This is a genomic window from Chromohalobacter canadensis, from assembly GCF_034479555.1.
GTDB lineage: Bacteria > Pseudomonadota > Gammaproteobacteria > Pseudomonadales > Halomonadaceae > Chromohalobacter > Chromohalobacter canadensis.
In genome coordinates this window covers 1858065-1881453 of the sequence record NZ_CP140151.1, presented here as the reverse complement: position 1 = coordinate 1881453, position 23389 = coordinate 1858065, and the positions used below count along the sequence as shown (strand labels likewise).

Genomic DNA, 23389 nt, shown 5'->3' with positions numbered 1-23389 from the left:
TGCTTAGTCGCCTCCCCGAGCCCGCGCCAAGCGCGCTTGCTTGGGGTCGACTTCCAATGGGCGATAGACCTCGACGCGGTCCCCTTCCACGAGCGTATGTCGGGCCGGCTCGCGCAATGCCTGCCCATAGATTCCTAGTGGTGCATGACTGAAGAAGTCGGTCCCACGCTCGGGAAACAGGGTCGGCAAGTCGGCCATCGCGACCACGTCGCGCGCCGACGTCCCCGATGGCACCGTGAGCGCGACGATATGCTGACGATGAGGCTCCGCAAAGGCGACCTCAACGTTGATATGCGTTTGCTCGATGTCACTGGCGGCCATAAAGCGCATCCGCGCGACGCGTAAACGCGTCGACCAATTGGCCAGCCACTTGCTGAAACAGCTTGCCAAACGCCATTCCCAACAGGCGGTTGGAAAATTCGAACTCCATTTCCAGGCTCACCCGACAGGCCGACTCGCCCATCGGCGTGAACAGCCAGCGACCGTTGAGACGCTTGAAAGGCCCCTCGGCCAACGACAGCTCGATGCGCTCATAGGGATAAAGGTCATTACGCGTGGCCAACGTCTGCTCCACGCTCCCTTTACCCAGAGTCATCTCACCTATCAGATAGCGCCCCTCTTCGTGCTCAATGACCCGTGCACGACGACACCCCGGCAAGAACTCAGGGTAACTCTCGAAATCGTTGACCAGACCGAACATCGCCTCGCATGAATGTCTCACCAAGGCAGACCGATTGACCGTAGGCATTCACCACTCCGCTGACTTTGTTGCGCCTTGCGCGTATGATGGAAGGTTAACATCAAGGCCTTGAATGATATCACGCCTTCCCCCATGTCATGGGGCTAGCGGATTCGGCGCATCGTAATGTAGAGGTTCCATGGCCAAGAAAAAGGGCAATATCGGCTCAAGTACCATCGCGCAAAACAAGAAGGCTCGCTTCGAATACCATATCGACGAGACCTTCGAGGCCGGCCTGTCGCTGGCCGGATGGGAAATCAAGAGCATGCGCGCCGGCAAGGCGCAGCTCACCGATACTTACATCCTGATCAAGAATGGCGAAGCGTGGCTGTTAGGCAGTCATATCACGCCGCTCGACACCGCGAGCACGCATGTCGTGGCGGATCCGTCGCGTACGCGCAAGCTGCTACTGCACCGCAAGGAGATCGCCAGGATCTTCTCGCGTACCCAGGACAAGGGGCATACATGCGTGCCGCTGAAATTGTACTGGAAGAAGAATCTCGTCAAATGCGAGCTCGCGCTGGTACGCGGCAAGAAGATGCACGACAAGCGCGCCACGGAAAAGGCCCGCGACTGGAATCGCGAAAAGGCCCGTATCATGCGCGCCCACTGAACGCGACAAGGGCGCATCGAGACAAAGACGCCTATGGCCACGAAAAGCCGTGGCGACAGGGTTGAACTAGCCTCGGGGCGTCCCAACCTGTTAGACTGTAGAAACGCTTACGGGGGCGACATGGCTTCGACGCCGGTGACAATCCCTGAGGTGCATGCCGAGAGCGTAACGTATCTCGTAAATCAAACGTTACGACAAATAGTCGCAAACGACGACAACTACGCTCAGGGCGCGCTGGCAGCGTAACAACTGCTAGCTTCTAGTCCGGCCCGGAGGTGATGTGCCCATTCATCACCGATGGGATACGAGCTCAGATTGATGGGATCGCGGCTGGCTTTGTCCTCGCGTCAGCCGCTAAAACTTAGAGGAATCGCGTCGCTGGATCCTGCCCGTCGGAGCCAGAGGCGCTAAATTAAAAGACGGACCTAAGCATGTAGAGCCGATGGGTGAGTGCCGGCGGACGGGGGTTCAATTCCCCCCGCCTCCACCAAACACTGAAAAAGCCAACCCCGAGGGGTTGGCTTTTTTTCGTTGCCAGAGCCGAGGGGCCCTAGGCTTAGGCTGGGTAACTTATGACTCTGGCAGCCATTCCTGAACCATGTCCTGATTATCCTCCACCCACTGCTTGGCGTTTTCGTAGGGGTCGGAGTCTTCCTCCTGGTTCATCAGCATGACTTCGCCCATGTCTTCAGCGGTCCACTCGAAGGCATCCAGAATGGCATAGGCCTCCGGCATGTCCTCCTTGAGCCCCTGACGAACGATGGTATGGATCTGTTCGGCGCCACCATAAACATTCTTGGGATCATCCAGGTACTTGAGATCCCAGCGCGCGAACATCCAGTGCGGCGTCCAACCGGTCACGGCGATATCTTCATCGTTAGCGATGGCGCTTTTCAGTGCTGCGGTCATCGTGGCGCCGCTTCCGCTTTGCAGGTTCAGGTCAAGATCATATTCCTCAACGACCTTGTCGGTGAGGCGCATGATCCCGGCGCCCGGGTCGATACCGGTGAGCTTGTTGTCGAAGTCATCGGCATGCTCATTGAGGTCCGCAATCGAATCGACCTCGCTATAGGCCGGAACCACCAGACCCAGCTTGGTACCATCCAGGTTGACGCCCGTATCGACCAACTGATCCTTGAGTTGAGCGTAGTAATCCTCATGCGTGGTCGGAAGCCACCCGGCCAGTAAAGCGTCAGTGTCTCCAGTAGCCACGGACTGCCACATGGCAGCGGCGGACAGCGAGGACAGCTCAACCTCGTAACCGGCTTGCTCGAGCACAGCCCGCATCACATTGGTAGAAGCAACCGTAGAAGACCATTCAACATACGCTAGATTAACGGTGCCTTTGTCTTGGGCCTGCGCAGTGGTTGCCGCCAAGCCAGCACCGGCAATCAAGGCCAGACCGGCGAGACGCATCGATGGCTGAGTCATGGGAAGTGCCTTTATTGGAAGTGTGACTTAAGCATGCCGAGAAGAGATATTCGATGCAAATCGAGGCACTGCCATGCAGCAGGCAACGTCAACAAGACGATACTGACTATGTATTACTAACGTGTCAGGCAGTACAGATTCGTACAAGTATGGTACAAAAAAGCCTGAAGCCGTTATCATCATGCTAGCGGTGGCTCATATTCCTCTCGTGACGCCTAGCCGTCGACACGCTGCGTCCATCGCTCGACGCTCGGCACTGAGCCACCTAGTGTTAGTATTGACAGGCAAATTCATCATAAACGATGTGGCTGCATGCCACTCATTCCGTACAAGGAGGTTACCGCGTGCCGACTCTACGCCTCGATACGTGGCTCAGCCGTTGGTTGTTGCTGTGTCTGCTTTTCGTGATGGCGCCGGCCCTGGCTCAACAGGACGCGACACCCACGGATGGCGCTACCCCTGCCTATTCGAGCCTGGCGGACATGCTCGAGAACGAGCAGACACGCCAGACGATCATCGACCAACTGCGTGCCCAGGCGGCTCAGGAAAACGCCCTGGACGTCGAAGGGGCATCCTCTCCCGCAGAGATCGCCGAGGATGCGCCCAGCGGCCAGACAGCCGAAGAGGTTTCCTTCCCTCGCCGCCTGGCCGATGCCACCAGCCATATCGCGGGGGGCCTCGGAGATCAGTTCAAGAGCCTCGCCGCAGCCGTGGTCGGCCTGTTCAGCAGTAGCAACGCTAGCGCCAGTGGGCCGAGCTTTGATACCAGCGCGTTCCTGATTGCCGCGCTCAATTTCGCACTGGTGGTGATCGGGGCCTTCGTGGCGTTGTTCGTCCTCCGACGCATCGCGTCACCACTGTTCCGCAGGCTCAGCCAATGGTCGTCGCAGCCCACTGAAAAAAGCGCCTTGCTACGCACCGTCATCGCCGTCGTACTTGCCGCCATCGTGGATGTCGTCGTCGTCATACTGGCCTATGTCGTTGGCAACCTGGTGGCGACCTTTGCCATCGGTGTGGCGGGCAGCATGGAAACGCGTTTCTCGCTATTCCTGAACGCCTTCTTGATGATCGAGCTGTTCAAGGCCGCGCTGCGCATGCTGTTCTCATCGCATTACGATGGCCTGCGCCTGATGCCTATCGCCTCGCCACAGGCCTCATACTGCAATCGCTTCCTCGCACGCCTGGCCGGCTTCATCGGGTATGGCATGCTGGTTGCTGTGCCCATCGTCAATTACAACCTGTCACCTGCGCTCGGCCAGGGGCTCGGCACGCTGATCATGCTGCTAGCGCTGATCTACGCCGCGACGGTGATCCTCAAACACCGCATACCGCTGCGTGACGCCCTGATGCAACGCGCCGATAATGCCGACATGAGCGCTACGCGTTTCGCGCTGCGTCTGCTGGGCCGCACCTGGCACATGCTGGCCTTGGCCTATGCTTTGGTGGTCTTCGCCGTCACCGTGCTGCATCCGCAGACGGCGCTGCCCTTCGTGCTGATGGCTACGCTCAAGACCGTCATCATCATCGGCATCGGCATGTTGGTCTCGGGCGTACTCACCCAGCTTATCGGCCGCCGCATTCGCCTCTCCGGGGACCTCCAGCGTCGTCTCCCCTTGCTTGAAACGCGTCTCAACGCCTACGTGCCGACCACCCTCAAGGTGATTCGCGCGATCATCTTGATCGTCGTGGCGATGTTCGTGCTCAGCGCTTGGCATGTCTTCGACCTCGCGGCCTGGTATGCCTCCGAGGCCGGCATACATGTCGTGGGCACCACGCTGAATGTGATCATCATCCTGCTGGTGGCCATCGCCGCCTGGATCGGCCTCGCTAGCCTGATCGAGCATCGCTTGAACGCAGATGCCGGTGCCGGTGAACCTTCAGCCCGCGCCAAGACACTGTTGTCCCTGTTCCGCAACGCCCTGGCGATCGCCTTGATCACCATGACGGCGATGATCATATTGGCGGAAATCGGCATCAACATCGGCCCGCTGATCGCCGGCGCCGGGGTCCTCGGCCTCGCCATCGGTTTCGGCTCACAGAAGCTGGTACAGGATGTCATCACCGGGGTCTTCATCCAGTTAGAAAACGCCATGAACACCGGCGATGTCGTCACCGTAGGCGGCACCACCGGGACGGCCGAACGCGTCGGCATCCGCTCGGTGGGTATTCGCGATCTCTCGGGTACCTACCACATCGTGCCGTTCTCCTCGGTGGACACCGTCTCCAACTACATGCGCGAATTCGGTAACCACGTCGGCGAATACGGTATCGCCTACCGCGAGAGCATCGACGATGCCATCGAGCAATTGCAGGCCGCCTTCGACGCTCTCAAGGAAAGCGAACACGGCTACAAGCTGCTTGAGCCCCTCAGCGTAGCGGGCGTGACCGCGCTGGCCGACAGCTCGGTCAACATCCGCGTGATCATCAAGACCACGCCGGGCGATCAGTGGGGCGTGGGTCGTGCCTACAACCGTCTGGTCAAGATGTACTTCGACGCTGCCGGCATCGAGATCCCGTTCCCGCACACCACGCTCTACTTCGGGCAGGAGAAGGACGGCAACGCACCGCCCGCCAACCTACGAATCCTGTCCCAGAAGGGCGAAGTGGTGGACGAGAAACCGGAATCGCGGAACACACCGCTCACACCCGATGCGCCGGCCGACAGCAATACGAACCCGGAGCACACCAAGCCGGACAACGACGAGGACCCGAACTAAGTCCCGCGCGTCGCCGCTCTTACGGCGGCGCTTTGCTAAAAAGGGCCGCCCCATCCGGGGCGGCCCTTTTTCGTCGACGGCCTAGCGGTCAGACCACGCTATCTCACTGCATCGTCACCAGCATGATCGCGCAGAGTACCGCCGTCACCCACATGGCGGGCTTGATCTCGGCCAAACGCCCCGTGCACAGCTTGATCGCCACGAAGCTCAAGAACGCGAAGGCGATGCCCAACGTGATCGAGTACGTCAGCGGCATGACGATGATCGCCAAAAACGCCGGGAAAGCCTGATCCATCTTCTGCCACTCGATGCGCCCTACCGGGGCTAGCATGAAGACGCCGACCATGACCAATGCCGGCGCGGTGGCAATCGCCGGCACCAGCGACAGCAACGGCGACAGAAACAGGAACGGAAGAAACAGCAACCCACAGACGACACCGACGATCCCCGTGCGCCCGCCCTGGGAGACGCCCACTCCAGACTCGATGAACGTCTGCGCGGCACTGGTCCCAAGCGGCGCGGCGATCATCGAGGCGAAGGCATCCACGGTCATCGAGCGCTTGAGATTGCGCGGCTGCCCGTTGTCGTCCTTGAGGTCAGCGGCTTCCGAGAGCGCCAGGAAGCATGACAGCGCATCGAAGAAGTTGGTGAACAGCATCACAAAGATGAACGGCCAGTAGGCGACCTTGAGCGCGCCCCATAGATCCACTTGCCACATGACGCTGAAATCCGGCCATGCCGCCAGACCGCTCCATGCCACGATCACATCCGAGCCCCACAAGCGCCCCATCGGTACTGCAACCAACGTGGTGATGACGATCCCCAGCACCAGCGCGCCATTGACGCGCAGCGTGACCAGAACCGCAGTCAGCAGCATCCCCGCAATGAAGGTGATCAAAGTGGGGTCCAGCGACCCTAGCGATATCAGCGTAGCCGGGTCATCAACGACGAAACCGGCATTCTTGAAACCGATGAAGGTAATGAACAGCCCGATACCACAGGTGATGCCGTAACGCAGCGAATCGGGAATCGCCTCGACGATCGCCTTGCGCACGTTGAAAAATGCCAGTAGTGCGAACAGCACACCCGACCAGAACACGCAGCCCAGCGCCACCTGCCAAGGCAAGCCCGCCCCTTGTACCAGGGTATAGGCGAACAGCGCGTTCATGCCCATGCCGGGCGCGACGAGTATGGGGTTACGTGCATACAACCCCATTGCCAGGCTGCTGAGGAAACTGATCAAAACGGTTGCCGAGAGCCCTGCCGAGAAGGGGATGCCCGCATCACTCAGGATCGAGGGGTTGACCACGATGATGTACATCGCCGCCAGGAAGGTCGCCAGGCCGGCAAGTAATTCCGTTCGCAGGGTCGAGCCATAGCGGCGGATGCCGAAGTAACGCTCCAGGGCGCCGTCCTGTTGCGTCGTCGATGACGTGGCAGCACGTCGGTGCGGAGTCTGCGCCATGATGTTTTCCTATGTGTATCATTGTTGTCATGGAGGAATCTCTAACGTTACCCATACTTTGACCGATTGGACAAGAGTCTAGAAACACCAACGGCCCGCAGGCCACCCCGACAAGGCATCTGCAGGCCGTGAATCGTCCTCCATGACGGACGATAAAAAAGGGCGCCCGCAGGCGCCCAGGAGAGCAAAAAACGTTGGCTAGCGTGTGCGTTCGCTAGGCTGCGGTAACGCCGGCAACGAGCGATCGAGCAGCTCCACGCTCTGACGATAGAAGAGCTGACTCTTCTGATGTTCGCCCAAGTTGGCGTAAAGCCGCGCCAGCTCGGCGCATACCACTCCGCTGGAGCGCTGACGCTGGCTCGCTTCGAAATATTCCTGCGCCTTGCCCCAATAAGCGTTGCGCAACGATAAACGCCCCAGGCTCAGCAGTAAATCGGGGTCGTTGGGACGTTCCTGCAGCCATTTCTCGGCATACGCCAACTGACGCCCGGCATCCACGTTGAGCAGGCCATAACGCAGTACCAGGCGCGTGTCCCAGTGCTCCTTGAGGGAATGACGCAGCAAGCGCTCAGCCATCGCGTCTTCGCCATCCTTGACCAACGCTTCGGTATACAGGACCACCAGCTCGACATCGCTGCGCAGGTAGTCGGGCATATCGGCCCACAGGTTGCGCACGCGATTGGCATCGGCATTGGGCTGGCGCTGGACCGCCTGCATGATCAACTCGTGATAGGCACGCTGCTCCAGCTCGCGGCGCTCCTCCTGGGTGATCAGCTGTTGCTTGTCGAGCTTGGGCAGCAAATGACGCAGCCCTTCCCAGTCATTGACGCTGAGATAGGCCTGACGCAGCAGCTTGAGCACTTGCGGATGATTGGGCAGCTGCTTTTCGAGGCGCGTCAGCGTCGCCAGCGCCTCCTCGAACTGCTGACGATCGAGCATCAGCTGCGCTTGCACCATGCCCACCGCATTATCGGCTCCCTCGGTGCTGTGATGAGCACGCTTGAGTAACGTATCGGCATGCTCAAAACGCCCCTGATAATGTGCCGCCAGCGCCGCAGAAAGGTAGTTGACCAAGGGCGTGCTGGAATCGTCCGCCGCCTTGACCAGATCCTTCTCGGCGCGTTTCCAACGGCCTTCGGCGAGCGCCACCAAGCCTCTCACGGTACGCTTCATGGCATTACGATTGCGCGTGCGGCTATTCCAGACCTTGAGCCGGCTCACCGGACGACGCAGCCGGTGGAGGACGCGCAGCAGGAAATGCAGGGCAAGAAATACCGCCAACAATATCACCAGGCCCAGCCAGAACGAGGTCTGGATCGAGGTATCCCCCACGCGTACCAGCCAGTAACCGGGCATCGACTGCATCAACTGGCCGAATAGCGCGCCGACGGCCAGCCCCACGACGATGAGAAGAATCAGCTTTCTCATTCACTGTCTCCTTCATCATTCTGACGTTGCTCGCCACCACCGTCACCGTTGCCATTCTGGAAACGCTTCTCGATGAAGTCCTTGAGCGTCTGCTGCGACTCGCTGATATCCGGCAGCTCGGGCCGAATGGTCTTGTCACGCAATGACTCAAGGCGCCCGAGAGAGTTGTTCACCGCATCTTGCTCAGTGTCGTAGTAGCGGTCGATCAGGGTGATCGCCTTGTCGAGGCTGGCCTGGTAGAGCTTGGGCTCGGTCTTGAGCAAGGCCAATTGAGCCTGCTCGAGCAAGAGCCGCACGTTCTGGCGCAGGTAGGACTCCTGTTCGGGCGTCACCAGGGCTTCAAGCGCTTCATCGTGGCGGCGTATGACGACGAGATCCTTGAGCTCGCCGCCCAGGCGGGAGAGCTGTTGTTGCCAGCCGCCCTCGAGCGAGGAATCGTCGTCGTTCTGCGCGGCCATCTCTTCCACGTCCTGCTTGAGCGGCAACCCTGCCAGTTGTTCCTGTTGCGCCATCAATGCCAGATACAACCCGGTGCGATCCACCGTGGGCACCGAATCCAGCGCCGCCAGCTCGGACTGAATCGCCCGGCGCACCGGAATCAGTGCCGGGTTGTCGGCATCTGTCAGACGTTCATCGGCAGCCTTGAGCAACGCCTTGGCGCCCTTGACGTCGCGCTCGAGCTGCAGGCGCTGGTTAGCCAGGCGCAGCAGATACTCGGCCTCGGCATGCAGCCACTCGCGCGGGTCGGCCTCCTGCTCGTCAGCCAACTCGGAGAGTACCTTGTCGAGATTTTTGTCGATGTCTTGACGATAGTCCTGAAAATCGCCCTGTAGCGATTCGAACGCCGCCTCTCGCTGGTCGAGACGTTCTCGCAACGTGTCGAGGGTCTGCGCGTTCTCCTCGCCGGCACTGGCCAGTTCGGCCTGTTGCGCCTGTAAGCGCTTCCAGCCATATCCCAGCCCCAGTGCCACGACGATGGCTACGATCACGGCGATGATCAGCGCCACGATGGCCAGGCCACGCCCGTTGCCACCGCCACCTTGCGAAGTTTGCGCAGAGGGGGGCGAGGTGCCGTTGCCGGCGCCGCCGGCTTTACTCGACGTCGTCTTGTCGTGAGAGGCAGCGCCCGCCGATGCCCCACCGGCCGACGATGAGCGCGTGCCGCCGGTGCGGGTCTTGCCCGTATCCTTGGCCGGGGTGTCCGTCGCTTTTTGCTGGGACTTGGCGCCACGTTTGGCGGTAGCCGACGATGCGCCGGCTCCGGATGTCGTCTCGCTCGCCTTGCGAGACGCATCGTCCGTCTTTTCATCCGCCTTTGACGTCGCATCGGAAGAAGTCTGGGACGCCGCGGCGTCGGTTGTCGATGCCTTGGACGACGCGGCATCCGCCGCCTTGTCCGAGGCACCGCGCGTCTCGTCGGCTACCTCGCCGTCAGCATCAGCCTTGTGAGTCTCGGAGGAAGCCGGCGACTGAGGCGTCTCGTCAGCGGACGTCGACGCATCGGTGGGCGTGTTTTTATCATCCTGATCCTGTCGTTTGCTCATGTGTCGCTAGCCCTTTTCAAACTCATCGTGATCAACGTCGGCGCGTCACGTGTCGCCTACTTCCTGTACGGCGGTCACCAAGGCCTCGGGGGTCGCACCTTGCGCTACGTATAGCGAAGCGAAGCCCATCGTGTCTGCCAGTGTAGCCAAACGCTGACTGGAAACGATTAGCGGTTTGTTCAACGCCGCCTGTCCGCACCAGATAACCAGATGCTCGAGCAATTCGCCACTGGTCACGGTCATGGCGGTGAAATCGCCCGTGGCGAGCCAGTTGGCAACGGTCGCGTCCGGCGCCGTATAAACGCGCTGATAGAGTGCCAGCTTGGTGGCTCTGGCGCCACGCGTCTCGAGCGTCTTCGCGAGCAGCTGGCGCCCCCCCATTCCGCCGACGACCAGCACCCGCTGGCCGTCGAGCCGCGCCAGTGAGCGCATCGCCAACAGTGCCTCGCTGGTCGTGCCCCGACCGGGGTCAGGCACACTCGCCTTGACGTCCAGGCCACGGTAAAGCGTCGCCGCCGTCGCCACACCCAGCGCATAGAAACGCGGCCCCTGCGGCAATTGCGGCCAATAGCGATCAAGCCACTCGACCAGGCACTCGGCGGCGAAGGGGCTGGTCACGACCACCACATCGTACTGATCGACATCCAGCAGGGGAGCGCGCTTGACCTCGTCGACGCCGAGCGGCTGCAAGTGCATCAATGCCGGGCGGGCGGGCGTGAACCCCGCCTCCGACAAGGCCTGGGCCAGCCGCTCGCCGCCCTCGCCGGGGCGCGTCACCAGGATGCGTGACGCGGCGCTCATTCCTCCTGGCCGTACACGTCCGCCAGGATCTCGCCGGCGCCCTGATCGAGCAGCGACTCGGCAATGCGCACGCCCAAGGCCTCGGGCTCGGAAGCCGAGCCACGCCCTTCGGCGCGCAACACGTGCGAGCCGTCCGGGTCCCCGACCAGTGCCCGCAGCCATAGCGTGCGGTCACCATCCTCGAGCACAGCATAGCCACCGATGGGCACCTGACAACCGCCATCCAGACGCGTATTCATGGCACGCTCGGCGCGCACGCGGGTGGCCGTCTGCGAATGATCAAGCGGCGCCAGGACTTCGAGCAGGGTTTCATCGTCATAGCGACATTCGATGCCCAGCGCGCCCTGGCCGCAGGCCGGCAGGCTGACTTCCGGCGGCAGCTCCTGGGTGATGCGGTGGCCAAGCTCGAGACGTTCGAGCCCCGAGGTCGCCAGAATGATCGCTTCGAACTCGCCGCTGTCCAGCTTGCCCAGGCGGGTCTGCACGTTACCCCGCAGATTGAGCACCTCCAGGTCGGGGCGCGCCTCCTTGACCTGCAACCCCCGACGCAGACTCGACGTACCCACACGCACGCCCTCGGGCAAGGCGTCCAGGGTAGCGTAATCGTTGGAGACGAAGGCATCCGTGGGCGCGCCGCTCTCCAGAATCACCGATAGCCCCAGCCCTTCGGGGAAGTGCATCGGCACATCCTTCATCGAGTGCACGGCGATATCGGCGCGTCCGTCCAGCAGCGCCTCCTCCAATTCTTTGACGAACAGTCCCTTGCCGCCGACCTTGGACAGCGGCGAATCGAGAATCTTGTCGCCGCGCGTCGTCAGGGCGACCAACTCCACCTCGAGTCCAGGATGTAGCGCCATCAGCCGAGCCTTGACATGCTCGGCCTGCCATAACGCAAGGCGGCTCTGACGGGTGGCGATGCGCAGTGTCTGCATGGCGGGCATTGGACTCTCCTCAATGGGCGCACACCGGTTCGGCGGCGGGGATGACTATCATCATAAAGCAGTCCCCGGTCGAGGAAAAATCCCGCCCCCAGCGTTCCCGTGCCCTGTCCCACCTCGCCAGCGGCGCCGACTCTGGTACACTCAGGGGCATCACCATCTCGACCAAGCAGGACGCCACGCCCGATGAGCAATACGACCAACCAATCCTGGGGCGGACGCTTCAGCGAGCCCACCGACGCCTTCGTCGCGCGCTTCACGGCATCGGTAGACTTCGACCGGCGCCTCTATCATCACGACATTCGCGGCTCCATCGCTCACGCCACCATGCTCGAACGCGTCGGCGTGCTCACCTCTGATGAGCGCGAGGCCATCGTGCAAGGCCTCGGCGAAGTCGAGCGGGAAATCGAGGCCGAGCAGTTTCCTTGGTCGGTGGAACTCGAAGATGTGCACATGAACATCGAGGCCCGGCTGACCGAGAAAATTGGCATCACCGGCAAGAAGCTACATACCGGGCGCTCGCGCAACGACCAGATCGCCACCGATATCCGGCTTTATTTGCGCGACGAGATCGACATCGTCGCGGCCGAGCTCGCCCGCCTGCGCGAGGGCTTGATCGAACTGGCCACGCGCGAGGCCGACACCATCATGCCCGGCTTCACGCACCTGCAATCCGCCCAGCCGGTGACCTTCGGCCACCACCTGCTGGCCTGGCAGGAAATGCTCACCCGCGATCACGAGCGCCTGCTGGACTGCCGTAAGCGCGTCAACGTGATGCCGCTGGGTGCCGCCGCGCTGGCCGGCACTACCTACCCCATCGACCGGCACGTCACCGCCGACTTGCTGGGCTTCGAGCGCCCCGCCGAGAACAGCCTCGACGCGGTCAGCGATCGCGACTTCGCCATCGAGTTCGGCGCCTTCGCCAGCGTACTGTTGATGCACCTGTCACGCATGAGCGAGGAGCTGGTGCTGTGGACCAGCGCCCAGTTCGACTTCATCGACCTGCCCGACCGTTTCTGCACCGGCTCGTCGATCATGCCGCAGAAGAAAAACCCGGATGTCCCCGAGCTGGTACGCGGCAAGACCGGCCGCGTCTACGGCCACCTGATGGGGCTTTTGACGCTGATGAAGTCGCAACCGCTGGCTTACAACAAGGACAATCAGGAAGACAAGGAGCCGCTGTTCGACACCCTCGACACCGTGCAGGGCTGTCTCAAGGCGTTCGCCGACATGGTGCCGGCCATCGAGGCCAAGACGGACAACATGTTCGAAGCCGCGCGCAAGGGCTTCTCCACCGCCACCGACCTCGCGGACTACTTGGTGCGTGCTGGCGTGGCCTTTCGCGATGCCCACGAAATCGTCGGCCAGGCCGTGGCGCTGGGCCTGCGCGAGCAGAAGGACCTCTCGGAGATGTCCCTCGACGAACTGCGCCAGTTCTCGGACGCCATCCAGGCCGACGTCTTCGAGGTGCTGACGCTGGAAGGCTCGGTGGCGGCGCGCAATCATATCGGCGGCACCGCGCCGGATCAGGTTCGCGCCGCCGCCCAGCGCGCCCGCGACGCGCTCGCCACGCTGCAACAGGAGGCATGATGCGCTTACTTCCAATGCTGGCCGCCCTCGGCATAGCCCTGTTCACGCTCGCTGGCTGCGGTCAGAAGGGGCCGCTCTACATGCCTGATGACGAACAGGCCAGCGAGCAGTACGATCCGGCGGACGCCTATGAAGATGGTGACCAGGACGAAGATGGCGCCGCGCGCGACGCCTCTTCTCAATCCGACAGCGACGCAGACTGACGATGGATCATTTCAACTACCGCGACGGCCAACTCTACGCTGAAGACGTGCCGCTGGCCGACATCGCCGAGCGCTTCGGCACGCCGTGCTACGTGTATTCGCGGGCGACCTTCACGCGCCACTTCAAGGCCTACAGTGACGCACTGGGCGAGCATCCGCACCTAATCTGCTATGCAGTGAAGGCCAATGCCAACATCGCCGTGCTCGACCTGTTGGCGCGCCTCGGCGCGGGGTTCGATATCGTCTCCCAGGGCGAGCTCGAGCGTGTGCTGGCTGCCGGCGGCGACCCCGCCAAGGTGGTATTTTCCGGCGTCGCCAAGCAAGCCGGCGAAATGGCCCGCGCTCTGGAAGTCGGCATCAAGTGCTTCAACGTGGAATCGCTGCCCGAGCTCGAGCGTCTCAACCAGGTAGCCAGTGAGTGCGGCCAAGTGGCGCGAGTCTCGCTGCGCGTCAATCCCGACGTCGATGCCCGGACGCACCCCTACATTTCCACCGGCCTCAAGGCCAACAAGTTCGGTATCGCCGTCGACGATGCCTTCGAGGTCTATCAACGGGCCGCCGAACTGCCTAACCTTGAGGTCGTCGGCCTGGACTGCCACATCGGTTCGCAGCTCACCGAGCTCTCCCCCTTCCTCGACGCCCTGGACCGCCTGCTGGTGCTGCTCGACCGCCTGCATGAGGCCGGCATTACCATCGAGCATCTCGACCTGGGCGGCGGCCTCGGCGTGCCCTATCAAGACGAGCAACCGCCCGCGCCCTACGATTACGCTCGCGCCTTGCTCGAACGCCTCGACGGCCGTGCCTTGACGCTGCTCTTCGAGCCCGGCCGTTCGATCGCCGCCAACGCCGGTGTGCTCGTGACGCGCGTCGAATACCTGAAGCCCGGCGAGACCCAGCATTTCGCCATCGTCGACGCCGGCATGAACGACCTGATTCGCCCCGCGCTGTATCAAGCATGGCAGCGCATCGTCCCGGTCGATACCCGCCAGTCCCGCGAAACGGCACTCTACGACGTGGTCGGCCCTGTCTGTGAAACCGGCGACTTCCTGGGTAAGGAGCGCGAACTGGCCATCGCGCCGGGCGACCTGCTCGCGGTCCGTTCGGCTGGTGCCTACGGCTTCGTGATGGCCTCCAACTACAATAGCCGGCCGCGTCCCGCCGAGATCATGGTTGACGGCGAGCGCGCGCAGGTCGTGCGCGAACGCGAGACGCTCGCCGACTTGTGGGCCGGCGAGCACCGCCTGGCGGGGACCTCCTGATGCTACTGCATTTCACCAAGATGCACGGGCTCGGCAACGACTTCATGGTGGTCGACCTGGTCACCCAGCGGGCGCGGCTCGACACCGAACGCATCCGGCAGTTGGCCGACCGTCATCTCGGCATCGGTTTCGATCAGTTGCTGCTGGTCGAACCGCCGCGCGACCCCGAAATGGATTTCCGCTACCGCATCTTCAACGCCGATGGTAACGAAGTGGAAAATTGCGGTAACGGCGCTCGCTGCTTCGCACGTTTCGTGCGCGAGGCGCGCCTGACCCACAAGCGCGAGATTCGCGTCGAAACTCAGGCCGGGCCACTGACTCTTCATGTCAAGGAAGACGAGCGAGTCCGCGTGAACATGGGCGTGCCGCGTTTCGCGCCCGAAGCCGTCCCCTTCGACGCTCCGGCCGATACGACCACACATACCCTGGAGGTCGACGATACACGCTGGGAGATTGGCGTGGTCTCGATGGGCAATCCCCATGCCGTCCTCATGGTCGACGATGTCGATACCGCGCCGGTGGCACACCTGGGCCCGCTCATCGAACGCCACGTGCGCTTCCCCCGGCGCGTCAATGTAGGCTTCTTGCAGGTCGTCTCGCGTCACGAGGCGCGCCTGCGCGTCTTCGAACGCGGCAGCGGCGAAACGCTGGCCTGCGGCACCGGCGCCTGCGCGGCGGTGGCCAATGGTATCCGGCGCGGGTTGTTCGAGAGTCCCGTCGATGTTCATCTACCCGGTGGCACGCTAACCTTGGAATGGTCCGCCGAGGACGCCCCCATGGTAATGATCGGCCCCGCCACCAGCGTCTTCGAGGGGCGTATCGCGCTGCCTTAGCAGCATTGCCGAGTGCCCGGAGAACCTTCAAACAACGACACGGCACGCAAGACGGAAACACAGGAGAACATACGCATGTCCCAAGCCCAGGCGCCCGAGCCGCGCACTACGCTCGACCCCGAGCGTGTCGCGCATTGGCTGGCCCGTCATCCCGACTTCTTCGTCGGCCGAGAGGGACTGCTCCAACAGCTAAAGGTGCCGCATCCCCAGACCCAAGGCGCAATTTCGCTGCTCGAACGTCTCGTGCATGACCTGCGCGAGCGCGCCGAGACCGCCGAATGGCGCCTCGAGCACCTTTTGGAGACGGCGCGTCATAACGAGGCGCAGTACCAGCGCACCCGCTCGCTGATCCTGGCGCTGCTCGAGGCGGAAAACGTCGACGCGTTGGGCGAGGCCCTATCGACCCAGCTCAGCGAACGCTTTCGCACCCAGGCGGTCGCGTTGTGGCTGGACTCGCCCCACGATGGTAGCGCCGTACAGCCACCCCAGATGCGTCTCGATGACTCTACGCGCGCGACACTGGAGGAGCTTCTCGACGGCCACAACAGCCGCTGCACTCAGCTCTCGCGAGAAGCGTGGCGTACGCTCCTGCCCCATTCCGAGCCACCCGAGAGCAGCGGTTCATGCGCCGTGACGCGCCTGACCATGGGCGAGCCGCTCGGCTATCTGCTGCTTGCCAGTCAGGAGAGCGAGCACTTTCGTGCCACGCTCGACACTCTGTTCACCGATTACCTCGGCGAAATTGTCGGGCGCTTGCTGATCCGGCTGGATACCGCACATGCACGCCGCGATTGAAGATTTCCTGCGCGGGCTGGCGGGACATGCCAGCCCCGCAACGCTGGATGCCTATCGACGCGACTTGGCCGCGCTGGCACATTTCCTCGAGGCGCATGACATCGATGACTGGTCCACACTGGATGTCGCCCTGGTGCGTCGCTTTCTGGGCGCCGAGCGCACCCGCGGTCTGGCCCCACGCAGCCTCGCCCGGCGCCGCGCCGCGCTATCGCGCTTCGCCGATCATCTGGTGCGCAGCGGCGTGCTGGCCCACAATCCCGTGGCCTTGACCCAGACCCCACGTCAGCCTCAGCACCTGCCGCGTCCGGTGGATATCGATCAGTTATCGCGCTTTCTGGACACCCCGCACGACGACACCCCGCTCGGCGTGCGTGATCAGGCCATGCTGGAGCTGTTCTATTCCTGCGGACTGCGTCTGGCGGAGTTGACGGCGCTGGATGTCACCGATCTAGAAACTCGGCGTGTGCGGGTCGTAGGTAAGGGCAGCAAACCGCGCCAAATGCCCCTCGGCAGCCGTGCCCAGGTGGCGCTGGCGGCATGGCTCAAGGTCCGCGGCCAACTCGCCAATGAGGAAGAGCGCGCGCTGTTCGTCGGTCAACGTGGCGTACGACTCGGGCATCGCGCGGTGCAGAAACGCCTCGTGCATCTTGCCCGCGAGCGTGGCCTGCCCGAACACCTGCACCCGCATCGCCTGCGTCACTCCTTCGCCAGCCACCTGCTCGAATCGAGCCAGGACCTGCGGGCCGTGCAGGAGCTTTTGGGGCATGCCAATCTGTCCACCACGCAGGTCTATACGCGTCTCGACTGGCAGCACCTCGCCGACGCCTACGATGCTGCCCACCCGCGCGCCCGGCGCCACGAAACGCCCGGCGACGGATGAGACCCACGGCTCTGGAGACAACCCACATGGCGATAACCGCGCTGACCTTCGATCTCGACGACACGCTGTGGAACAACCGGCCGGTCCTCGAGCGTGCCGAAGCCGGCCATTATCAATGGCTCAGCGACGCGCTCGCCGCCGCCTCGCCAGGCGCTGGCAGCGCGTTCATGGCGCATTATCCCTTGCACGCGTATCAGCAGCACCGCGCCGATGTGGCGCGGCGCTTTCCGCTCAAACGCGGCGATTTCACCTGGATTCGCGAGCGTGCGTTGTTCGAGATGGTGGAAGCCTACGGGCTGCCTCGCCTTCGGGCACGCTTGTGGGCAGCGCACGCCATCGCGCATTTCCTCGACCTGCGCCATGACCTCACGCCCTATCCCGAAGTAGTGGCCATGCTCGACACGCTGCGCCGCAGCTATCGTATCGCCGCGATCACCAACGGCAACGCCGATCTCAAGCGCCTGGATCTGGCCGACCATTTCAGCGTCATGATCGCCGCGGGCGAGCTGCATGCCCCCAAGCCCGACCCTCGCGCCTTCCTCGCGGCGCTGGCAAGGCTCCGTGCTCGGCCGTCACAGGCCCTGCATGTCGGCGACTCCTGGCGCGAGGATGTTCTACCAGCACAGCGCCTGGGCATGCAGGTAGCCTGGATCGACGCCAAGAACGAAGGCCCGCGCGAGCTGCCACCCGGCGTGTATCGCCTCACGCATGTGCGTGAACTGCCAACCCTGCTCGCCAGGCTGGCAAGCTAGGTTCCGGCGTCACACGGCATCCCGCTCACATAGCCAGGCATCCATACGTGCGCATGCCTCGTCGACGCCTTGCCGCTTGAGCGCAGAGAAGAGCTGCACGCTGACCAAGTCTTCCCATTCGGCGAGCTGACGCCGCACCGCCAGAAGCGATGACTTGGCCGCCCCTGGCTTGAGCTTGTCGGCCTTGGTCAACAGGATATGCACAGGCATCGCTTTCTCGTCGGCCCAGCCCAGCATCATCTGATCGAACTCGCTCAGTGGGTGCCGCACGTCCATGACCAACATCAAGCCTCTGAGCGCCTCACGCTCGTACAGGTACTCGCTCAAGTGGCGCTGCCACTCCAGCTTGACCTGATCCGGCACCTTGGCAAAGCCGTAACCGGGCAGATCCACCAACCGGTACGCCTCGTCGTTTGCGAGGGTGAAGAAGTTGATCAGCTGCGTGCGCCCCGGCGTCTTCGAGGTGCGCGCCAGCGCCTTCTGCTGTGTCAGGGTATTGATCGCGCTGGACTTGCCGGCATTGGAGCGCCCGGCAAATGCCACTTCCACGCCCGTATCCGGAGGGCACAAGGCCAAGCGCGGCGCACTGATCAAAAAACGCGCGGACTGGTAGTTGATCTTGCCATCTTGCATGTTGGTTCTCGACTGAACTGCCGCCCATAAGCGGCGAATGATCCATGAAGGACGTTTGCGCCACAGTGTATCATTGCGTGGGCGCCGCGCATGCGGACAAAGCCGCCACCGATAGCCCTCGCGCCCTTTCCATGTCGAGGCTTGTAGTGGTATCACTAAAGTATGTGTTCAGATTGGCCGTTCGGGAACCCTGGTTGCCGATGCGGTTCAAACGTTCATCATGGTGGGCGACGACCGCTTACCGTCTGTTTTTCTGCTTTTTATGCAAGGCAAGGAGAGATGCATGTTGAAGTCGTTGTTAGTGCTGGCCGCCAGTCTGGGTATGTCAACGCTGGTCATGGCCGCCGGCCCGGTCGCGGGAGAGGATTACGAGGTGCTCGACGAGCCCGTGAAGACCGAAGTACCGGATGGCAAGATCGAGGTCAACGAGGTGTTCTGGTACGGCTGCCCGCATTGCTACGCCCTCGAAGAGCCGCTCAATGCCTGGGTCGACGAGTTGCCCGACGACGTTGCCTTTCAGCGCATCCCGGCCACCATGGGCGATACCTGGACCAAGCATGCGCGTGCCTTCTACGCCGCCAAGGAGTTGGGCATCCAGAAGGAAATGCACAGTGATTTCTTCGATGCCATCCACGAGAAAGGCCAGCGCCTCACCGAACCAGACGACATCGCCGAGTTTTTCACGCATTACGATGTCAGCAAGGACGACGCGCTCGATGCTCTCGAGTCCTTCGGCGTCAAAAGCCAGATCAATCGCGCCAACGCCAAGATGCGCAGCTACAAGATCATGGGGGTCCCTGCCCTGGTCGTCGACGGTCAGTACGTGATCACGCCCAGCAGCGCCGGCTCGCTGGAGAACATGCCCAAGATCGCCGATGTCCTGATCGACAAGGTACGCAGCGAACGCAATGAGTAACGCCACCGCCGCGGCGCCTGCTTCCCAGGCGCCCCGCTCTTTACGCCTTCTGACCTGCAACTTGCAGGTCGGTATTCATACGTCGGCCTATCACCATTATCTGACACGCAGTTGGCAGCACGTCCTGCCGCATCCCAAGCGTCAGGGACGGCTCGACCTGATCGGCGACACGCTACGCGACTACGATATCGTGGGTCTGCAGGAGGTCGATGGGGGCAGCTTCAGGTCGGGACACGTCAATCAGGTGGAGTACCTCGCCAAGCGGGCCAGCTTTCCGCATCATTACCAACAGCTCAACCGCAACCTGGGGCGTGTCGCCCAGCACAGCAACGGGCTGCTGTCGCGCCTGACGCCGCGCCAGGTAGACGAGTATCGCCTGCCCGGCACGTTACCGGGACGCGGCGCCATTCACGCACGCTTCGGCGACGGCCCCGATGCCCTGCATCTGGTCGTGGCGCACTTGGCACTGGGTCATCGTGCGCGTACCCGGCAACTCGACTACTTGAGCGAGCTGATTCAACCGCTACGCCACGTGGTAGTGATGGGCGATCTCAACTGCACGCCGGATCAGATCAACGCCCACCAACGCTTCTGCCGTGCGCTACCACTGCATCCCGTGGCGATGCCGTTGTCGTATCCCGCCTGGCAGCCACGCCGCGCGCTCGATCACATTCTGATCTCCGACGCCTTGCACGCCGAACGCTTCGAAGTGCTCGACCGGCTGTTTTCTGATCATCTGCCGGTGGCAGTGGACATTCAATTGCCCACCGCCTGCCTGCGCAGCATGCCCGACGACAACAATGCCGCCTCATAGCAAGCGGCACCGCATCAGCACGTTCGCGGCGCTTATGTCGCCGCCATGAGCCGCACCCAGTCGATCATCGGCGCAGGATAAACCCCCAACAGCACGACCAAGGCCGCCAGTGCCAGCACCACCACGCCGCCGGCGCGTTGCGCCCAGTCGGTGGTGGCGTCACGGCGCTGCATGCCCGGCTCTGGCAAAAAGAGCGTCACCATCACGCGTAGATAGTAGAAAAGTCCGATGGCGCTCCCGGCCACCACGGCGCCGACCAGCCACCAGCGGCTGGCTTCGACCCCCACCGCGACGATGTAGAACTTGCCGATGAAGCCCGCGGTCAAGGGAATGCCCGCCAGCGATAGCATCATCACCGTCAGTACCGCCGTCAGGTAGGGCCGCCGCCAGAACAAACCACGGTAATGGTGCAAGCGACTGGCATCGGCGCCGCCATAGGGGCTCGACAGCAGCGTCACCACGCCGAACGCTCCCAGCGTCGTCAGCACATAGGTCACAAGATAGATACCTGCGGTTTCCACCGCCAGCCCCTCGTTGATCACCAGCGCCACCAGCAAATAGCCAAAATGCGCGATCGAGGAATAGCCCAGCAGGCGCTTGAGATCTTGCTGCATCAACGCCAGCAGGTTGCCGACCAGCATCGTCACGAAGGCGAGTACGGCGAGCAGGCTGTGAAACCAGGCATCTTGGGTCGCCGGGGCGGATTGCAGCAGGCGCAGCAAGACTATCAGTACCGCCACCTTGCTTGCCGAGGCCAGGAAGGTGGCCGCCGGGGCGGGACTTCCTTCGTAGACGTCCGGCGTCCACAAATGGAACGGCACGATGGAAAGTTTAAAGCCCAGACCGATGAGCATCATCCCCATGCCAGCCAGAAGCCATCCATCGCCGCCTGCTGACGCCAGTGCCCCGCCCAACCCGGCGAAATCGAGATGCCCGGTGAACGCATACAATAGTGCCATGCCGAACAGCAAGAAGGCCGAGGCCGCCGCGGAGAGCACCATGTACTTGACGCCTGCTTCCAAGGCTCCACGCTCTCGATAGGTGTAGGCCAGCATGCCGTAAAGCGGCATCGACAACAGTTCCAGGCTGAAGAACAGCGAGGCCAGGTGGCGACTGCTCACCAGCGCAATCCCGCCAGCGGCAGCACACAACAGCAGCAGATAATATTCCTCGCGTGGACCGCGCGCGCCTTCGAGATAAGCATGGCCCAGCGTGGCGCAGGCCAGCGTAGCGACGAGAATCAGCACGCCGCCGAAGATCGAAAGGCCGTCCACCGTCAGTAGCGGCGTCACGTCGAGCGGTGCCTGCCACCAGGCCAGAAGCTGTGCCGCCAGCGCCAAATTGAGGCCAATCACGGTCAACGTAGCCGTCAGGTCGTGATGTCGACGCCACGCAATGGTCAGCATTACCACGATGGCCGTGGCGCAGACGAGGATCAGCGGTGAAAGAGCAAGCAACGACGTCATGGCGTCTCCTCAAGCATGGCAGGCGTTTCTTCCAGCGTCATGATGTGCTCAACGTTTTGCATCGCCGCCTCCGAGGTGTCCAGCAATGGGCCTGGGTAGAGCCCGACCCACAGCACCAGGGCCAGCAGGCCGAGCATCATCACGGTTTCGCGGCCATCGAGCCCGCCCAGAGGCGTTTCTTCTTTGGCCGGACCGAAGTAGACGCGCTGCATGATGAAAAGCGAATAGATCGCCGCCATCACGAAGCCGCCACTGGCGACCACGACCACCCAGGGCCAGGCGTCGAAGGTGCCGAACAGCACCAGGAACTCACCAATGAAATTGGCCGTCCCCGGGAGGCCCATTGAGGCCGCCACGAAGCACAGTGCGATGCCCGGCAGGCCCTTGATGCGGCCCCATAGGCCGCCCATCAAGCGCATGTCGCGGGTATGCAGACGCTCGTAGAGTTGGCCACTGATAATGAATAGCCCCGAGGCAGAGAAAGCATGCGCGACCATGAGCACTACCACGCCCTGCAGCGCCAATTCGGTGCCACTGTAGATGCCAATCAGCACGAAGCCCATATGGGAAATACTGGAATAAGCCACTAAGCGTTTCAGGTCATGCTGGCCGCAAGCCAGGATCGCGCCGTAGAAGATCCCCAGGATGCCAAGCCCCATCGCGACCGGCGCGAACGCCTGAGAAGCCTCGGGAAACAGCGGCAAGGCGAAGCGCAACATACCGTAGGCGGCCGTCTTGAGCAGAATTCCTGCCAGATCGACGCTACCCGCGGTGGGGGCCTGGGCATGCGCATCGGGCAGCCACCCATGCAGCGGCACCACCGGCATCTTGACCGCAAAGGCGATGAAGAAGCCTAGCATCAGCCACCATGCCATCTGAGGAGAGAGCTCGTTCTGGGCAGTATGGCGAAGCGCCTCGTAACTGAAGCTGTATTCCCCGGTGGCGGCATGATGTGCAAACACCAGGCCGAGAATGGCCACCAGCATCAGAAGCCCGCTGGCCTGGGTGTAGATGAAGAACTTCGTCGCCGCCTGAATCCGCGTGTTGCCCGTGGAACCGCTATGCCCCCACAACGCGATCAGGAAATACATGGGGACCAGCATCATCTCCCAGAAGAAGAAGAACAGGAACAGGTCGATGGCGAGGAAGACGCCGACCACCCCACCAAGGATCCACAGCAGGTTGAGGTGGAAAAAGCCGATGCGACGCGAGATTTCGTGCCATGAGCACACCACCGCCAGCACGCCAAGTAGCCCGGTGAGCGCGATCATGATCAACGACAAGCCATCCAGCGCCAAGTGGACCTCGATCCCGAAACGGGGGATCCAATCAGCGCGCCACTCGAGGACCCAGTCCGAGGCACCCTGCACGGCGTTCAAGCCGTAATCGCCATGCCACCACACGCCCAGCACCAGCGCCAACTCGAGCAGCATGGTGCCCAGGGCAATCCAGCGCGGCGGTTGCTCACCGAAACGCTCGGCTTGCCAACACAGCAACCCGCCGATGAAGGGAATCAGAATCAGACAGACAAGAATCATCAGCGCTGCGCCCCCTCAGCTTGCCACGTTAGCC

21 protein-coding genes, 1 other RNA gene and 1 pseudogene are annotated in these 23389 nt (G+C 62.4%); 12 read left to right on the top strand and 11 right to left on the bottom strand.

Translation table 11 applies throughout. The features are described from left to right. Positions 1-3: 3 nt before the first annotated feature. Both SR908_RS08960 and SR908_RS08955 read right to left on the bottom strand, forming a co-directional pair. Positions 4-321 carry an RnfH family protein gene (locus tag SR908_RS08960; RefSeq protein ID WP_246924112.1) on the bottom strand — a complete coding sequence of 106 codons (318 nt, stop codon included), beginning with the start codon at positions 319-321 and terminating at the stop codon, positions 4-6. Then, a complete protein-coding gene (locus SR908_RS08955) occupies positions 308-748 on the bottom strand; it encodes a type II toxin-antitoxin system RatA family toxin (protein ID WP_097021344.1) in 441 nt (146 codons plus the stop codon). Before SR908_RS08955 ends, SR908_RS08960 begins: the two co-directional genes overlap by 14 nt. 130 nt (positions 749-878) lie before the next feature. On the opposite strand from SR908_RS08955, the gene smpB reads away from it, so the two are divergent. Both smpB and ssrA read left to right on the top strand, forming a co-directional pair. Further along, positions 879-1352, top strand: a complete 474-nt coding sequence (smpB, locus tag SR908_RS08950) for an SsrA-binding protein SmpB (RefSeq protein WP_040239969.1) — start codon at positions 879-881, stop codon at positions 1350-1352. A gap of 111 nt (positions 1353-1463) precedes the next feature. Then, positions 1464-1842: a transfer-messenger RNA gene (ssrA, locus tag SR908_RS08945) on the top strand. An 80-nt stretch (positions 1843-1922) separates the two neighbouring features. Here the strand turns inward: ssrA and SR908_RS08940 are convergent. Beyond that, on the bottom strand, positions 1923-2783 hold the full coding sequence (locus SR908_RS08940) for a glycine betaine ABC transporter substrate-binding protein (protein ID WP_246924115.1): 861 nt from the start codon (positions 2781-2783) through the stop codon (positions 1923-1925). Positions 2784-3127: 344 nt separating this feature from the next. Between SR908_RS08940 and ybiO the strand changes: the two genes are divergently transcribed. After that, positions 3128-5500, top strand: a complete 2373-nt coding sequence (gene ybiO / locus SR908_RS08935; protein WP_246924118.1) for a mechanosensitive channel protein — start codon at positions 3128-3130, stop codon at positions 5498-5500. Positions 5501-5603: 103 nt separating this feature from the next. Here the strand turns inward: ybiO and SR908_RS08930 are convergent, their stop codons facing one another. The 5 genes from SR908_RS08930 to hemC form a co-directional block, all read right to left on the bottom strand. After that, the gene (locus SR908_RS08930) at positions 5604-6965 is read right to left on the bottom strand and encodes an NCS2 family permease (protein WP_246924121.1); all 1362 of its coding nucleotides are present in this window, start codon (positions 6963-6965) and stop codon (positions 5604-5606) included. 198 nt (positions 6966-7163) lie between these two features. Continuing rightward, positions 7164-8393 carry a heme biosynthesis HemY N-terminal domain-containing protein gene (locus tag SR908_RS08925; protein WP_097021364.1) on the bottom strand — a complete coding sequence of 410 codons (1230 nt, stop codon included), beginning with the start codon at positions 8391-8393 and terminating at the stop codon, positions 7164-7166. Then, a complete protein-coding gene (locus SR908_RS08920) occupies positions 8390-9937 on the bottom strand; it encodes a uroporphyrinogen-III C-methyltransferase (RefSeq protein WP_246924124.1) in 1548 nt (515 codons plus the stop codon). The genes SR908_RS08925 and SR908_RS08920 overlap by 4 nt, the downstream gene beginning before the upstream one ends. Positions 9938-9982: 45 nt before the next feature. After that, a complete protein-coding gene (locus tag SR908_RS08915) occupies positions 9983-10738 on the bottom strand; it encodes a uroporphyrinogen-III synthase (protein WP_246924127.1) in 756 nt (251 codons plus the stop codon). Beyond that, on the bottom strand, positions 10735-11679 hold the full coding sequence (gene hemC / locus SR908_RS08910) for a hydroxymethylbilane synthase (protein WP_246924129.1): 945 nt from the start codon (positions 11677-11679) through the stop codon (positions 10735-10737). The genes SR908_RS08915 and hemC overlap by 4 nt, the downstream gene beginning before the upstream one ends. A gap of 183 nt (positions 11680-11862) precedes the next feature. On the opposite strand from hemC, the gene argH reads away from it, so the two are divergent. The 7 genes and pseudogenes from argH to SR908_RS08875 all read left to right on the top strand — a co-directional run bounded on the left by argH (position 11863) and on the right by SR908_RS08875 (position 17988). Next, positions 11863-13266, top strand: coding sequence for an argininosuccinate lyase (gene argH / locus SR908_RS08905; protein ID WP_246924132.1), 1404 nt, complete (start codon positions 11863-11865; stop codon positions 13264-13266). Continuing rightward, positions 13266-13376 (top strand): annotated as a pseudogene (gene lptM, locus SR908_RS08900) (LPS translocon maturation chaperone LptM); the annotation flags it as partial. The gene argH and the pseudogene lptM, both read left to right, overlap by 1 nt. A gap of 95 nt (positions 13377-13471) precedes the next feature. Then, entirely contained in the window at positions 13472-14728 is a 1257-nt protein-coding gene (gene lysA, locus SR908_RS08895) for a diaminopimelate decarboxylase (protein WP_246924135.1), read from the top strand. Next, the gene (gene dapF / locus SR908_RS08890) at positions 14728-15561 is read left to right on the top strand and encodes a diaminopimelate epimerase (RefSeq protein WP_246924138.1); all 834 of its coding nucleotides are present in this window, start codon (positions 14728-14730) and stop codon (positions 15559-15561) included. The genes lysA and dapF overlap by 1 nt, the downstream gene beginning before the upstream one ends. Positions 15562-15636: 75 nt before the next feature. Continuing rightward, positions 15637-16356, top strand: coding sequence for a DUF484 family protein (locus SR908_RS08885; RefSeq protein ID WP_246924140.1), 720 nt, complete (start codon positions 15637-15639; stop codon positions 16354-16356). Beyond that, on the top strand, positions 16340-17236 hold the full coding sequence (locus SR908_RS08880; RefSeq protein WP_097021373.1) for a tyrosine recombinase XerC: 897 nt from the start codon (positions 16340-16342) through the stop codon (positions 17234-17236). The genes SR908_RS08885 and SR908_RS08880 overlap by 17 nt, the downstream gene beginning before the upstream one ends. A gap of 26 nt (positions 17237-17262) precedes the next feature. Beyond that, entirely contained in the window at positions 17263-17988 is a 726-nt protein-coding gene (locus SR908_RS08875) for an HAD family hydrolase (RefSeq protein WP_246924143.1), read from the top strand. 9 nt (positions 17989-17997) lie between these two features. Here SR908_RS08875 and yihA read toward each other — a convergent pair whose 3' ends face one another. After that, complete coding sequence (yihA, locus tag SR908_RS08870) at positions 17998-18621, bottom strand: ribosome biogenesis GTP-binding protein YihA/YsxC (protein ID WP_097021375.1); 624 nt, start codon at positions 18619-18621, stop codon at positions 17998-18000. A gap of 283 nt (positions 18622-18904) precedes the next feature. On the opposite strand from yihA, the gene SR908_RS08865 reads away from it, so the two are divergent. Further along, positions 18905-19537, top strand: coding sequence for a thiol:disulfide interchange protein DsbA/DsbL (locus SR908_RS08865; RefSeq protein ID WP_246924145.1), 633 nt, complete (start codon positions 18905-18907; stop codon positions 19535-19537). After that, a complete protein-coding gene (locus SR908_RS08860) occupies positions 19530-20351 on the top strand; it encodes an endonuclease/exonuclease/phosphatase family protein (RefSeq protein WP_097021377.1) in 822 nt (273 codons plus the stop codon). Before SR908_RS08865 ends, SR908_RS08860 begins: the two co-directional genes overlap by 8 nt. Before the next feature lie 32 nt (positions 20352-20383). Here the strand turns inward: SR908_RS08860 and nuoN are convergent, their stop codons facing one another. Together nuoN and nuoM are read right to left on the bottom strand one after the other, a co-directional pair. Next, entirely contained in the window at positions 20384-21817 is a 1434-nt protein-coding gene (gene nuoN / locus SR908_RS08855; protein WP_246924147.1) for an NADH-quinone oxidoreductase subunit NuoN, read from the bottom strand. Further along, on the bottom strand, positions 21814-23355 hold the full coding sequence (gene nuoM, locus SR908_RS08850; protein ID WP_246924149.1) for an NADH-quinone oxidoreductase subunit M: 1542 nt from the start codon (positions 23353-23355) through the stop codon (positions 21814-21816). Before nuoM ends, nuoN begins: the two co-directional genes overlap by 4 nt. Positions 23356-23389: the final 34 nt, after the last annotated feature.